Below are 14,065 nucleotides of genomic sequence, written 5' to 3' on the forward strand. Positions count from 1 at the left end.
TTAACGCAGCGGCGCCGGAATCTCGCTGCACAACCCTTCCACCGCCCGCCAGACCGTGTCCCGCGAGCGAGTCAGCACCGCATTCTTCCATTCGTCCGTATCGATGTAGAAGGCATCGCGCAGCTGCTGCTTGATCCGCCGCACCTTGGCCGCCGGCGCATCGGGTGTGCGATGCAGCCACTGGTCCGCGCGCAGCGCTTCGAGTACCTGCGGGCCGGGCACGGTGCCGAACTCCAGGCTCATGGAAATCAGCAGGGCCTGCGGGCATTCCTCGAACGCGGCATGGACCAGCTTGCCGCTGAGCTTCACCGAAACGCTGTTGCCCTCCTCCGTCGAACGCACGTCGTCACCCCACCAGGCGCGGGCGCGGGCCAGCGCTTCGGGGCGCGGGTCGCCCGAGTAGATGTACTCGCCGTAGCCGCTCGGACCGAGGCCAGTGTGCACGTCGATCCAGGCCATCTCGCGGCAGTGTCGGCCATGCTCGCGCAAGACCTCGCGCACGGTACGGTTGCTCCAGGTCGGCTGCGAGCCGGAAAAGAACAGGCCGTCGGGATGACTGGCCTGGCCCGACGAGATCGCCTTCTGCAACTCCCAGCGACCGTGGCGCAGCGCATAGCCGAGCAGGCGCAGACGCCCCAGTGGGCTGGGCCAGCGTCGCGGCGCGAGCACCGGGTCGAGGCGCGCATAGCCGGGGTTCTCCGGTGCCGTCTGGGCGAAGTCGCGGAAGTTGCGATTGAGGTCGACATTCTCCTGGGTCCAGCGGCGCCACCAGGAGAAGCCAAAAGGGTTGGCGGCATGCAGGTAGAGCACTGCGCAATGGTTGCGGCGAGCGTGCTCGCGCCATGCGGTGTCGGCAAGCAGCGCGCTCTGCACACCCGAGCCGCAGAAGCCTTCGACGCCGTGGCAACCGCTGCTGATGATCAGCAGGCGCTGCGCATCCATCGGACCTTCACGGGCGACGTCCACCGCCAGCGTCTCACCGTCGCGCCCGCGCAGTGGGTGGATGTGGGACTCCACCGGCAGACCGGCGGCCGCACAGGCATCGAGGAACTTGCTGCGCGCCTGGGCGTAACTCTGGGAGAAATACGACGATGCATTCATGGAGACTCCGGCCGTTTCCTGAGGCAGATGGCGGCCGGCAGGATGCATCAGCGCGAAAGCGCGGAGTAATGATCTCTGCACATGAGCATTGAGGCTGGTTATGCCAGCGGCGCGTGCTCCGCGCTGAATGCCGCCAGCATTTCCTCGGCCAGCAGAAGCGCTTCGCGGGTCATCAGTTCCTGCGCCCGGGTGACCAGGGAAATACTCGCCACCGGCGTCGCCTCGGCGATCTGCAACGGCACCAGCGCCTGGGCCACCATCGGCAGCTTGAGCATGCGCTGCGACCAGAAACTCACCGCATCGGTGTTGGCCGCCAGCTCCAGGTAGAGCAGCGACGAGGAGCACTCGGTGATGTGTCTGGGCGGCGCCACCTGGCGTTCACGGAAGAACTGCCCGGCCAGGGCGACCTCCAGCGGGTCGGACAGCAACCACTCCAGGTCCAGCAATTCGTGCAGCGACTTCGCGTCCGCCAGCGGATGGCCCTTGCGCACCGCCAGTGCCGAAGGCTGCGGCGCCAGCTCGCGCCAGACCTGCCCGTCGGCGCCTTCCGCCATCGGCTGGGTGGTCAGCACCAGGTCCAGCCGTCCCTCCTTCAGCCCTTCGAACAGCTGCACCGAACGCAACTCGAATATCTGCAACTGCACGTTCGGGTACAGCTCGCGGTAACGTTTGAAGCACGTGGCGAAGGCACGGTTGGGCGTCACCGGCGACACGCCAATGGCCACACGGCCAGCCGTTTCGCCCTTGAGCGTGTCGATCTCGTCGCGCGCGCGGCGCACTTCCTCGGTGACCAGCCGGGCCATGCTTACCAGTCGCTCACCGTACGGGGTGACCGTCACTCCACGGTTGGAGCGCACCAGCAGCGGTACGCCGAGCTCACCTTCCAGCTCCTTCACCGCCTTGGACAGCGAGGGCTGGGTGACGTCGAACAGCCGCGACGCCTCCTGGAGGCTGCCGCTCTCGGCGATGGTGCGCAGGGCGCGCAGTTGATGCAGTTTCATGGCGAAATCCAACCGACTCGTCGAATGCGCGCCACCTTAACCAGTATCGAGCCGGCTTGAAAGAAGCCGGGGCCAGGCCCGGCTTCGCCAAGGGTTGGCGGTCACTCCGCCATGTTCAGGTCCGGCAGTTGCTGCTGGAACATCCGCGTGGCACTGGCCAGGCAGACGAAGCCCAGGCACATCCAGCCAAAGCCGATCATGAAGGACATCCCCGACAGGCTCGACCAGAGCCAGATAGTGCTGAGGAAGCCCACCGCCGGCAGCGCACCATAGCGCAGGTAGTTGCCCCTGCCGGTGAGGCGCTCGTCGATCAGGTAGTGCTTGATCACCGCCAGGTTCACCGCCGAGAAGGCGAACAGCGCGCCGAAGCTGATCATGTTGGCCACGGTATCCAGGGTGACGAACAGCGCGATCAGCGAGAGCAGGCTGATCAGCATGATCGCCGTGGCCGGCACGCGCTTCTTCGTCACCAGCTTGCCGAATACGCGGGGCAACGCGCCGTCCCGGCCCATGGCGAACAGCACGCGGGAGACACTGGCCTGGGACACCATCGCCGAAGCGAAGCAGCCGGCTACGTAGGTGGCGGTAAAGAAGGTCACCAGCCACTCGCCACCGATCCGGCGCAGCACGTCCAGCGACGCGGAGTCGGCATCGGTGAGCGCCTGCCATTCGGGAAATACCAGTTGGCCGAAGTAGGCCATGACGATGAACAGCACGCCGCCGATCAGGGTCACCAGCATGATCGCCGCGGGAATCTGCCGGCGCGGTTCCGGGGTCTCCTCGGCCATGGTCGACACGGCGTCGAAACCGAGGAAGGACAAGCACAGCACAGCCGCGCCCGACATCACCAGCGGCAGGCTGAAGTGCTCGTCATAGAAGGGCTGGGCCAGCGCCACCGGCTCGGCCTGGGCACCCAGGTGGCTCAGCGAGAGCACAATGAACACCACCACGAACACCATCTGCGCGACGATCAGTACCCAGTTGACGCGGGTGATCGATTCGATGCCGACGAGGTTGAGCAGGGTCACCAGGGCGATGGAGCCGAGAATCCACACCGACAGCGGGACGGAGGGGAAGTAATCGGTCATGTAGATGCCGATCAGCAGGTAGCTCAGCAGCGGCAGGAAGATATAGTCCAGCAGCAGTGTCCAGCCCGCCATGAAGCCGAATGCCGCGCCGAAGGTCTTGCGCGTGTAGCTGTAGACCGACCCCGAGTACGGGTGCGCCTGCACCATGCGTCCGTAGCTGTAGGCGGTCAGCAGCATGGCCGCCAGGGTGAACAGGTAGGCCGTCGGCAGGTGGCCCTTGCTCATCCGGGTGACCAGGCCGTAGGTGGTGAACACCGCCAGCGGCACCATGTAGGCCAGGCCGAACAGCACCAGCGCCGGAATGCCCAGCGACTTGCGGAAACTGCGTGACGACGCCGAGGGGTTGGGGTGTTGATGGGCAGGCAAGGAAGTATCGGAGACGCTTGTTGTTTTTTTCATGGCTGACTCATGGACTGCGAGCGGCGGGCGCTCGTTGGACAGGAACGGCGTGATGCCGGTCAAGGCTTCCTGCGCAGCGGTCGGATGCCCGGAGATTTCAGCCGGGGCGAAGCTTCGGGCAGCCGCTGCCGGAGGATTCAGCTGAGGTCGGACAAGGCGCTGGCCCGCTGGCCGCAGTTCAAGGTCTCATCGATGAAAGTCTGTGCTGCAAAACACTGCCGCCACTCGTTGAACGCTTGCACTGGGCACTCCTGCTGGCCGCCTCGAAGGACGTTGTTGTTCGAATGGGGCCGCATGGTGCTTCAGCTCGTCGCCGAGGAAAATTAGTAAAAATATCTTCGAGGCCAATGAAAAAAATGGCCGTCCGCTGCGGCCCCGTCGACCCGCCCAGTGTCGCGCAGGAATTTTTCCATCCCTGCTGGCCACCTGCTTGCGCGCCGCCTCGCTGCGCTTCGAATCAGGGGCTTGTACTGACGCCGGCACACTCCGGTGCAATCCCGCAAAACCTAAGTATGGTGGCGCGATACCCATGGACGATGGTGGGAGCCTCCGGCCAGCGAATAGGGTTTGCCTACCGGCGATCCGCCTTCGTAACGACCGCACAGTCGCTTCGAGTCCGGAACGGGCCGGTCCCATTCGCCGCGCGAGCGGTACCCTGACGAGAGCTTTCACCATGACCGACGAGACCAAAGGAACCACCCGCCGCGCCCTGATGAGCGCGGGCGTAGCCGCCGCGACCCTGGCGGTTGCCGTCCCCATGCTGGCAAGCCCGGCGAGCGCTGCCCAGGCACCGGCCGCCACGGGCGCACGCCGCAAGGAGCAAGGGTCGGGATACCTCACACTGCGTGACGGCACCCAATTGTTCTACAAGGATTGGGGCAGCGGGCAGCCCATCGTGTTCCACCACGGCTGGCCGCTCTCGGGAGACGACTGGGACAATCAGATGCTGTTCTTCCTCGCCAAGGGGTACCGCGTGATCGCCCATGACCGCCGTGGCCATGGCCGCTCCACGCAGACGGCGCAAGGCAATGACATGGATACCTATGCCGCCGACCTGGCGGAACTAGCTGCGCACCTGGACCTGAAGAATGCCGTGCACATCGGCCACTCCACTGGCGGTGGCGAGGTCGCACGCTACGTCGCGCGCCATGGTGCCGGCCGCGTTGCCAAGGCAGTGCTGATCGGCGCTGTACCGCCGATCATGCTGCAATCCGAGAAAAACCCAGGCGGACTGCCGCTGAAGGTCTTCGACGGCTTCCGCGAGGCACTCGCCGCCAGCCGTTCGAACTTCTACCGCGACGTGGCGGCAGGCCCCTTCTACGGCTTCAACCGACCAGGTGCGAAGGTCTCCGAAGCGGTGATCGACAATTGGTGGCGCCAGGGCATGAATGGTGGTGCCAAGGCTCATTACGACTGCATTGCAGCCTTCTCGGAAACCGACTTCACGGAGGATCTGAAGCTGATCGCGGTGCCGACCCTGGTGCTGCACGGGGAGGACGACCAGATCGTCCCCATCGACGATTCCGCGCGGCTCTCGATCAAGCTGCTGAGGCACGGCACCCTGAAGACCTACCCCGGCCTGCCCCACGGCATGTGCACCACCCACGCCGACACCATCAACGCGGACCTGCTGGCCTTCATCAAAAGCTGACGGCGGCATAACGCAAAAGGCCCGGCGCGATCGCATCGGGCCTTTTGCGGTTCAGAGCTGTGACAAACCGCCATCGACACACAGGTCGACGCCGGTGATGAAACTGCTGTCGTCGGATGCGAGGAACAGCGCCGCGTTCGCCAGCTCCGCCGGACGGCCAAGGCGGCCGAGCGGGATCAGCCCTGCCAGCTGCTTTTCGAAAGCATCGAACTGCGCCTCGTCAACACCCATCTTGCCGATGATCGGCGTCAGCACCGGGCCAGGGCTCAGGCAGTTGACACGGATGTTCCGGCCCTTGAGTTCCGCCGCCCAGCTACGGGCGAAAGAGCGCACCGCCGCCTTGGTCGCTGCATAGACCACATGAGCTTCCAGTGCCTTCAGGTGGGCGATGGACGACACCAGTACGATGGAGCCGCCGTCGCGCAGCAGCGGCAGCGCTTTCTGGATGGTGTAGAAGACGCCCTTGACGTTGATGTCGAACTGCTCGTCGAACTGCTGTTCGTCAACCTGATCCCCCGGAGCCGGGCGAATGATGCCGGCATTGGCGACCAACACGTCGAGGCGACCGAAGCGCTCGCCCACCTCCTGATACAGCGCGTCCAGATCCGCCAGCCGGCTGGCGTCCGCGCGGATACCAACGGCGCTTTTACCGATGAGGCCGACCGCCTCCTCCAGCGCATCCCGGCGGCGCCCGGTGATGACCACTTCGGCACCTTCCAGGGCGAATCGTTGTGCGGTAGCCAGACCGATACCGCTGTTGCCGCCCGTGACCAGGGCGACCTTGTTGCTTAGCTTTCCCATCATCTCTCCAACGTGGCTTGTGCATGAGCTCGTTCAAGAGGTCGCAGATCGGGGGCGCGCACCAGGCTCTCGTGCAGGGGCAGATAACGCTCGATCTTCTCCGCCAGGCGCTCGCGGCGCACGGCCAGTTGCGCCTGGAGTGCATCCAGCGCTACCAGCTTTTCCAGGTGCTGCTGCAGGCAGGCGAGGAAGCCCTCGCTATCTTCCTCTTCCTCCAGATACTGCAGCAGGCCGTGGATCTGCCGGGTGCTGAAGCCGCACTCGAGCAGCTCACGAACCCAGAGCACGCGCTGGACCATGGACGAGGCATAGTCGCGATAACCATTGTCCAGCCGCGACGACTCGATCAACTGCCGCGACTCGTAATGGCGCAGCGCCCGTGTACTGACGCCGGCGCGCAAGGCCAGCTCTCCGATTTGCATGTTGACCTCCGATGGGAGAACTCTGAGGGCTTGACGCTAGTGTCAAGGTCAAGCCCCCTTTGGCTTTTTCAGGCGTCCTTCGCGGGATGCGCCGGCAGGGTGAACTGCACCACCGCACCACGGGGCTGGTTGGCGCTGGCCCAGAGACGACCGCCATGGCTGTCGATGATCGAGCGGCAGATCGACAGGCCCATGCCCATACCGGTGGCCTTGGTGGTGTAGAACGGGGCGAAGAGCAGGTCCGCATTGCTCTCGGCGAAGCCGGGCCCGCTGTCGCACACCCTCACCCGCACACCATCTTCGTCGTACTCGGAGCTGACCAGCAGGCGGCGCTCGCTGGCAGGAACACCGCCCATGGCTTCCAGCGCATTGACGATCAGATTGAGCATCACCTGCTGCAACTCGACCCGATCGCCCTCCACTTCCGGCAGGCCGTCGGCAAGTTCGACACGCACCACGGCGCCGCACTTGGCCGCCTCGCCGCGGGTGAACTCGACCATCTCGCGCAGCGCCGCGCTGACGTCCACGGGCTGCCTCTGCGGCGGGGTCTTGCGGATCAGCTGACGGATGCGCCCCAGCACCTCGGCCGCTCGATTGGCGTCCTTGATGATGCGCCCCAGCACCTGGCTGACTTCGCCAAGCTCCGGCGGCTGCGCACCCAGCCAGCGTAAGGCGGCATTGGCATTGGTCACGGTAGCGGCAATCGGCTGGTTCACCTCGTGGGCGATGGACGCCGCCAGTTGCCCCATGGTCGCCACGCGGTTAGCGTGGGCCAGTTCCGTCTGCACCTCGCGATAGCGGCGCTCGCCCTCGCGCACGCGCTCCTCGGCCCGCTTGCGCTCAGTGAGATCGAGCACGAAGGCCACACCCTCCTGCAGGCTGGCCTCGAAGGCGGCCAGGCCGACGATCACCGGCACGCGGCTGCCATCCTTGCGGATGTATTCCTTCTCGAAGGGCTGCGCATGCCCAGTCCGAATAGCCGTGGCAAGATGCGCCTGACTCAGTGCCAGGGATTCGGGCGGGGTCATGTCGTGCCAGCGCACGCGGCCGGACAGTAGGTCGTCGCGCTCGTAGCCGACCATGCGCAGGAAGGCGTCATTGGCTTCGGCTATCTCGCCGCCTGCACTCCAGACGATAATGCCGATGATGTTGGCGTCCACCAGCCGACGAATCTTCGCCTCGCGCTCCGCCGCATCGCGGTACAGGTGCGCGTTCTCCAGGGAGATCGCCGCCTGTGAGGCCAGCAACCGCAGCACGGCGATCCGCGCCGGGCTGAACACGCCGGCCGAGAGGTTGTTCTCCAGGTACAGCGCGCCGGTGAGCTTGGCCTGGTTCATCAGTGGCATGCAGAGGATCGAACGCGCGCCGTGCTGGCGGACATAGGGGTCGGTGGTGAGTCCCGGATCGACCATGGCGTCTTCCAGGCATAGACTCTCGCCGGTGCGTAGCACCTGGTAGAGCACCGTTTCAGCCAGCGCGGCCGCGCTGATCGGCTCGTTGCACAACAGCATCGCCCCATCGCCGACAGTCGCCAGCGCCGCGATGCGCGGCTCCCCCGTTTCGGCGAGGACCAGCACGCCGCGTTCGGCGCCGGCCTGCTCGATGGCGGTGCGCATCACCATGTCGATCAGCTTCTCCAGGACGATCTCCCCCGAGGCGGCCTGGGACACCTTGAGCACCGTGGCCAGGTCCAGGTGCTCCACCGGGGTGGCGATGGTCGCGGTCGGGCCAGGCGCGGGCTCCTCGTTGCGCAGATAGCGATAGCGTCCTTCAAGTTGACGTACCTTGCCGTCGGCGCCCCAGCGCAGGTAGCCGTAGCGCGCGTCCTGCAGGTAGACGCGGGCGATCTTGGCCAGTGCGCGACTGCCGTAGAAACGCCCCGCCAGCTCGTTGGCCAGCGCCTCGATCTGCACGAAGCCGTTGTCCTGCGCTTGGCGGATGGCCTCTTCGTAGAGCAGCTCGGCGTCAACCAGCCGCCCTTCGATGCGGGCGATTTCCGCGCCCACCAGTGCAACGCGGCAGGCGAAGGATTCAGCGCACTGCTGCGCCCACACCTGCAACTGCACGTGATGGCCGGTCAGCTCGTGCAAAAGGCCGGGCCGCTCGCCGGCCTCGATGACATCGAAGCTGGCGGCCAGGGTCAGCGCCGCGTGGAAGTGATACTCGGCCTCCTCGGTGAAGGACTCCACCACCCACAGCAGCGCCTTCGCCCGCCTCACACAGTCCATGGCCGCGGTGTAGTCCCCCGCCATGTAGCGCGCCTGGAGCTTGCGCGTCCAGTACTTGGCCGCTGCCAGCGCAAGGTCGGGTGTGCTCTCCAGGTGCGCTTCGAAACGCGCCTCGTCGAACTGCGGATCGTCGAAGCATCCGAAGGTCGAGGTCTGCCCGCGAAGCGTACGGATTAGCGCCAGTTGTGTGCTGATGAAATCCACCACCAGGCCGAAGCGCACCTTCTGCGCATAGGCCAAACCCTGCTCGGCCTCTTCGTGCACCTGCGCCAGTGGCTCGCCGAGAAACAGCACATCGGAGTTGTGACCGTTGCCGGCATAGGCGGCGTAAGCGAGGTCGCCGACGCGGTTGGCCGCGACGAAAGCACGGCGCAGCAGTTCCCGGCACTCGCGTACCGGCCGCATCCAGCGTGCCACGAACATCGAGAAGCACAGGTAGGTTCGCGCTTCATGGCGATTCAGGCCGCGCCGATCGACTAGCTCGCAGCCCAGGCGACCAAAGCGATAGCCGGCCTCGTAATCGCCAAAGCGGCGGCCGGCGATGCGTCCGACATTCGCATAGAGCATGCAGGAGGCGTCGCAGTTGCCCCGCTCCAGGCTCAGGCTGACGGCCTTGCAGATGGTCAGGCTGGCCAGGTTGGCGTCACTCTGCAGCGCCGGCGCGAACAGCTTGCAGAGGGCATCCAGTGTCGCCAGAGAGGCAGCGTCCTCCATCAGTGGCAGGTCGATGAGCTGTTCGATGCTGCGCTCGCCCAGTTGTGTCCAGATCTGCTGGTACTCCTCGCGCACCTGATCATCGTCCGGATGCGCTGACCAGTGGATGCCGACTGCCTGCAGGTACGCCAGGCACACGGCGACAGCCTTGTCACTGCGATCCTGCAACAGGCACACGTCCATCAGCAGGCAGGCCACTGCCGCCTGTTCCACCGTGGTGGCGGCGCGTGGCGTCAGCGCGGTCAGGCGCTCGTCAGCCAGCGCCAGCTGGCCGGTAAGGAATTCACACTCGGCGCGATTGAGTTCCAGGGCGAAGCACAGGTCGTGGCGGCGTTCCCAGCAATCGGCATCGAGCAGTTCCGCGCCTGCGCCCAGGTAGGCCAGCGCCGAGCTGTAGGCGCTGGAGGCCTTGGCGCGCTGCCCGGCCAGCAGGTTGTACTCGGCCAGTTGTTCACGCTCGGCGCGGGCTTCGATCAGCCCAGCGCCGCGATTGAGCTGGCCGACGATTTCGAAGATGGCCTCTTCGCGCCGCTCCGCCGGCGTCTGCTCGGCCAGCAGACGACCGATGCGCAGGTGCGCCTCGGCACGGGAGGTTTCGGCGATCAGTGAATACGCTGCCTCGTGAATGCGGTCGTGGGCAAACGCGCAGGCGCCCTCCACGCGCTCCACCAGTTCCTGGCGCACCGCCGACCAGAGTATCGAGTGGACCTTGGACGACGGCAGGTCGAGCACAGTCGCCAGGGTATCGATCTGCGCCATGTTGCCCAGGCAGGCCAACTGCTGCAGGGCCTCGCGGGTTTCCAGAGGCAGTCGCGCAAGCTTGCCGACCATGAGGTCGACGACATTGTCGGTGAAGCCCTTGGCGTGGATGCGCTCAGGCTCCCAGCGCCAGCGCCGGGCTTCATGGTCGTAGGTCAGCAACTCTTCCTCGGCCAGCGCCTGGAGGAACTGGATGACGAAGAACGGGTTGCCAGCGGTCTTGTCCTGCACCAGCCGGGCCAGCGCCACGATGCTTGGCGGCGGACAACGCAGGGCCTCGGCGATCAACTGTTCGATGTGCGCGCGGGCCAACGGTGTCAGGCGGATCTCGTCGATGCGCACGCCGGCCTGGCGGATGGCTTGCAGCTTGCGCGTCAGCGGATGACTGGCGTCCACCTCGTTGTCGCGGTAGGCGCCCACCAGCATCAGGTGGCGCAGCTCCGAATGGGTGAGTAGATCTTCCAGCAGGTCGAGGGTCGCCGCATCGAGCCATTGCAGGTCGTCGAGGAACAGCGCCAGCGGGTGATCAGCGCGGGCGAACACCCCGATGAAGCGGCGGAACACCAGCAGGAAGCGACGCTGAGCCTGCTGCGGCTCAAGCTCCGGCACCGGTGGCTGCTCGCCGATAATCAGCCGCAGCTCGGGAATCAGATCGGTAATCAACCGGGCGTTGGGCTCCAATGCCTCCAGCAGTGCACTGCGCCAGCCCTCCAGCACGTCACCGCTCTTGCCCAGCAGCGTGCGCACCAGCCCCTGGAAGGCCTGCACCAACGTCGAGTAAGGAATGTCGCGCTTGTACTGGTCGAACTTGCCGGAAGCGAACAACCCGCGCGGCGGCACCAGCACCTTGTGCAGCTCGTTGACCACCGACGACTTGCCGATCCCGGAATAGCCCGATACCAGCACCAGCTCTGGCGTGCTGCTGGCGACGATGCGCGCGAAGGCCTCCACCAGCACCTCGACCTCATGTTCGCGGCCGTAGAGTTTCTCAGGGACCAGTAGGCGATCCGGCGTGCCCTGCTCGTCGAGGCTGAAGGGCTCAATGCGTCCTTCCCGTTGCCAGTCGTCCAGGCAGCGGCGCAGGTCGTGCTCGACGCCGGCAGCACTCTGGTAACGCTCCTCGGCGGTCTTGGCGAGCAGCTTGAGGACGATCTGCGAGAGCATCGGCGGCACGCCGGCAACCCGTTCACCGGGCGGCAGCGGCTTGCGTGCGATGTGGCAGTGCACCCACTCCATCGGGTCGCTGGCTATGAACGGCAGCGTGCCGGTTAGCATCTGGTAGAGCACCACGCCAAAGGCATAGAGGTCGCTGCGCGAGTCGATGGAGCGGTTCATCCGCCCGGTCTGTTCCGGCGCCATGTAGGCCAGCGTGCCGGCAATGGTCTCCGGCGGTTCGGGCGCCTGGCGCTCGCGAGGTAACCGCGAGGCCAGGCCGAAGCCGGTCAGGCGTGCCTGGCCATCGGTGCAGTTTACCTGGATGTGGTTGGGTTTGAGGTCCTTGTGCACAAGGCCACGCTGGTGCAGGTGACGCAGGGCCACGGCGATGTCCACGGCCAGGCGCAGACAGGTTCCAGTGTCCAGGGCCTGGCGCAGCAAGCGTGAAAGCGGTTCGCCGCCGGGATCATCGAGCAGCAGGCGGGTCTTGCCGCCTTCACGATGCAGCGCCTGTGGGCGCAACGCCCAGGCGCTGTGCAGTTCGTCACGCAGACTGTACTCGTGGGCCAGCCGTTCCAGCGTGGCAGGCAAGGGATGTTCGGCGGCAGGCCGCACCAGCAACACGCTGGCGCCACCATCACTGGATGGGCGGGCGCGGCAGAACACCCGCTCGCCGTCGTCCCACAGGATCTTCTGTTTGCTGGCCATCGGCTCGGCAACCTCTCAGGGGTTTCTGCTGCCCCCGAGTGGCGGTCAGCGACTGTCTTGCAATCGGTTCAGGTCGTCCGCTGCAATGGCTCGACGCCCAGGGCCTCGGCCATACGCACAAGGTCGGCGACCGAACGCGCTGCCAGCTTCTTCATCACCTGGCCTCGGTGAACCTTCACGGTCACTTCGCTGAGGTTGAGTTCGGCAGCGATCTGCTTGTTCATCAACCCGGCCACAACAAAGCGCAGCACCTCGCGTTCACGCAATGTCAGCGCCTCGAAGGCCTGACGCAACACCGCGCCGGACTGTTCGGCCTGCAGCCGTTCACCATCGCGGGCCAGGGCACTGGCCACCGCGTCGAGCATGTCCTGATCGCGGAAGGGCTTGGCCAGGAAATCCACCGCTCCGGCCTTCATGGCCTTGACCGTCATGGCGATATCGCCGTGACCGGTCATGAACACGATGGGCATGCGCACTCCGCTTTTCTCCATCTGTTCCTGGAACGCCAGGCCGCTCTCGCCGCGCAGGCGCACGTCGAGAACCAGGCAACTGGGAACGTTACGCCGGGCAAAGGACAGAAAAGCCTGGGTCGAATCGAAGGTCTGCACCTGCAGCCCGATGGAGCGCAGCAGGCCATCGAGAGCGAGGCGCATGGACTCGTCGTCATCGACCACATAGACCACCGGCTCCTTCGGGCCTTGCGGCGGGTTGGAATGCGACGACGAGATCATCTTGCCTCCTTTGGGGACCGCGACACTCGCGGTGTGCAGGTCAAAAAATCTAGTCCATGATGGGGCCCGCGGCAAAATGCCAGCCCAATGGTCATGGGGGCCGGAGAGGTGCCTGCAGATTCGGCCATGGCGCGCGCCACGCCGCTGCTGCGAGCAAGGCTAGCCTGGCGAAGCGACACGCCGCCAGGCCAGAAAACCCTGAATATCGGCCACACCTTTGGCCCTTGAAGCGCCGGCCACTGTCTATCTTCCACCCGGCCCACCCGAACAGGCAGACCCCCGATGGCAAGCTCCTTTGCTCCTCCTTACCCACTCCCTGCGACGACACCGATCACCGTCGCCTTCGTCGCCTACCCACAGATGGGTCTGCTCGACCTGAGCGGTGCCCAGACTGTGTTCTGGGCCGCCAGCAAGGCCCTGGCACAGCGCGGCCTGCCGGGCTACCGACTGCTGACGGCAAGCCTGCGCGGTGGGCTGGTGAGCACCGTCGAAGGACTGTCGGTGGATACAAGCGCCCTGGCTGAACTCGGCCTCGCCGAAATCGATACCATCGTTGTCCCCGGCGCCCCGGACATCTGCGAAACCCTCGACAGCCACGGCGATCTGGCGGCCTGGCTGAACGATGCGGCGCCCAGAGTGCGCCGAGTTGCATCGGTGTGCAGCGGCGCCTTCCTGCTGGCCAAGGCCGGACTGCTCGACGGCTGTCGCGCCGCGACTCACTGGGCCATGTGTGAAACCCTGCAGCAGCGCTTCCCAGCCTTGGAGGTGGATGCCGACGCGATCTTCATCCAGCAGGGCGCGGTCTGGACCTCGGCCGGTGTCACCGCCGGCATCGATCTCGCACTGGCGCTGGTGGAAGCCGACTGCGGTCGCGAGGTCAGCATGCAGGCCGCGCGTGAACTGGTGGTGTACCTCAAGCGCCCTGGCGGGCAGGCGCAGTACAGCACCCTGCTGCAATTGCAGACCCAGGACAGCCCGGCCTTCGACGAGCTGCACCTGTGGCTGGCGGAGAATCTGGGCGATGCGGAGCTCACCGTGGAACGCCTGGCCGAGCAGGCGAAGATGAGCCTGCGCAACTTCTCCCGCGTGTACAAGGAACGCACCGGGCGCACCCCGGCCAAAGCCATCGAACTGTTTCGCCTGGAAGCGGCGAAACGCCTGCTGGAAAACTCTTCGCGCAACATCGAGCAGATCGCCCGCGCCTGCGGTTTCGCCGACGAGGAGCGGCTGCGCAGCACCTTCCAGCGCCACCTGTCGATCTCGCCGCGCGACTACCGCAGCCGCTTCACCCGCTGAGCATTTCAGCC

9 protein-coding genes are annotated in these 14,065 nt (G+C 65.7%); 2 read left to right on the plus strand and 7 right to left on the minus strand.

Annotated elements, in window-relative coordinates; genetic code table 11:
• From ACNFH5_RS22200 to ACNFH5_RS22210, 3 genes are all read right to left on the minus strand, one after another.
• The gene (locus tag ACNFH5_RS22200; protein ID WP_416749710.1) at window positions 1–1,101 is read right to left on the minus strand and encodes a M14 family metallopeptidase; all 1,101 of its coding nucleotides are present in this window, start codon (window positions 1,099–1,101) and stop codon (window positions 1–3) included.
• A 98-nt stretch (window positions 1,102–1,199) separates the two neighbouring features.
• The gene (locus ACNFH5_RS22205) at window positions 1,200–2,102 is read right to left on the minus strand and encodes a LysR family transcriptional regulator (RefSeq protein ID WP_416749712.1); all 903 of its coding nucleotides are present in this window, start codon (window positions 2,100–2,102) and stop codon (window positions 1,200–1,202) included.
• 101 nt (window positions 2,103–2,203) lie between these two features.
• Window positions 2,204–3,589 carry an APC family permease gene (locus ACNFH5_RS22210; RefSeq protein WP_416749714.1) on the minus strand — a complete coding sequence of 462 codons (1,386 nt, stop codon included), beginning with the start codon at window positions 3,587–3,589 and terminating at the stop codon, window positions 2,204–2,206.
• Window positions 3,590–4,262: 673 nt separating this feature from the next.
• On the opposite strand from ACNFH5_RS22210, the gene ACNFH5_RS22215 reads away from it, so the two are divergent.
• Complete coding sequence (locus ACNFH5_RS22215; protein WP_416749716.1) at window positions 4,263–5,240, plus strand: alpha/beta fold hydrolase; 978 nt, start codon at window positions 4,263–4,265, stop codon at window positions 5,238–5,240.
• A gap of 51 nt (window positions 5,241–5,291) precedes the next feature.
• Here the strand turns inward: ACNFH5_RS22215 and ACNFH5_RS22220 are convergent, their stop codons facing one another.
• The 4 genes from ACNFH5_RS22220 to ACNFH5_RS22235 form a co-directional block, all read right to left on the minus strand.
• Window positions 5,292–6,041, minus strand: a complete 750-nt coding sequence (locus ACNFH5_RS22220; RefSeq protein ID WP_416749719.1) for an SDR family NAD(P)-dependent oxidoreductase — start codon at window positions 6,039–6,041, stop codon at window positions 5,292–5,294.
• On the minus strand, window positions 6,041–6,463 hold the full coding sequence (locus ACNFH5_RS22225) for a MerR family transcriptional regulator (protein ID WP_416749721.1): 423 nt from the start codon (window positions 6,461–6,463) through the stop codon (window positions 6,041–6,043). Before ACNFH5_RS22225 ends, ACNFH5_RS22220 begins: the two co-directional genes overlap by 1 nt.
• Before the next feature lie 68 nt (window positions 6,464–6,531).
• The gene (locus ACNFH5_RS22230) at window positions 6,532–12,027 is read right to left on the minus strand and encodes an AAA family ATPase (protein WP_416749723.1); all 5,496 of its coding nucleotides are present in this window, start codon (window positions 12,025–12,027) and stop codon (window positions 6,532–6,534) included.
• 68 nt (window positions 12,028–12,095) lie between these two features.
• Window positions 12,096–12,758, minus strand: a complete 663-nt coding sequence (locus tag ACNFH5_RS22235) for a response regulator transcription factor (protein ID WP_416749725.1) — start codon at window positions 12,756–12,758, stop codon at window positions 12,096–12,098.
• A gap of 282 nt (window positions 12,759–13,040) precedes the next feature.
• Between ACNFH5_RS22235 and ACNFH5_RS22240 the strand changes: the two genes are divergently transcribed.
• Window positions 13,041–14,054: a GlxA family transcriptional regulator gene (locus tag ACNFH5_RS22240; protein WP_416749727.1), complete on the plus strand. Its 1,014-nt coding sequence runs from the start codon at window positions 13,041–13,043 to the stop codon at window positions 14,052–14,054.
• Window positions 14,055–14,065: the final 11 nt, after the last annotated feature.

The organism is Pseudomonas sp. NY15435, assembly GCF_048068295.1.
In the GTDB taxonomy this organism is placed as follows: Bacteria; Pseudomonadota; Gammaproteobacteria; order Pseudomonadales; family Pseudomonadaceae; genus Pseudomonas.